Origin of the sequence: Bradyrhizobium sp. NBAIM08, from assembly GCF_020193935.1 — a bacterium.
Lineage (GTDB): Bacteria > Pseudomonadota > Alphaproteobacteria > Rhizobiales > Xanthobacteraceae > Bradyrhizobium > Bradyrhizobium yuanmingense.
Genome location: NZ_JADYVR010000448.1, coordinates 1 through 438, shown reverse-complemented (window position 1 = coordinate 438; position 438 = coordinate 1). Strand labels below are relative to the sequence as shown.

The window sequence follows — 438 nt, the reverse complement described above, 5'->3', positions numbered from 1 at the left end:
CTTCAGCAGTGCGGCCTCGTCGACGACGTCGCCGCGCGAGGTGTTCAGCAGGATCGCGCCCTGCTTCATCTGGCCGAGGAACGCGTCGTCCACCAGGTGCTTCGTGTCCTTCGAGGACGGGACGTGCAGGGTCACGATGTCGGAGGTGGACAGGAGCTCATCCTGTGAGCCCAGCATCGTGATGCCCAGCTCCTCGGCGCGCGCCGCGGTGTGTGCAGCCCGCCGGGGTTTCGCCAGCGCTTGTACGTCGATCCCGAACGGCACCGCCCGCTCGGCAACTCCCAACCCGATCGAGCCGAGGCCGATGATGCCCATCGTCTTGCCCAGCAGTCCTTCTGCCTTGCTGTAGCGCTTCTTGTCCCAGTGACCTCCACGCAGGTCGGCGACGTTGTCCGCGATCCGCCGGTCGATCGCCAACAGCAGGCCCATGGTCAGCTC

General features: G+C 66.7%; 1 protein-coding gene. It reads right to left on the bottom strand.

Translation table 11 applies throughout. From position 1 onward, the window contains the following. On the bottom strand, window positions 1-438 hold a 438-nt coding region (locus I6F37_RS40370; protein WP_225154431.1), incomplete at both ends, for a D-isomer specific 2-hydroxyacid dehydrogenase family protein.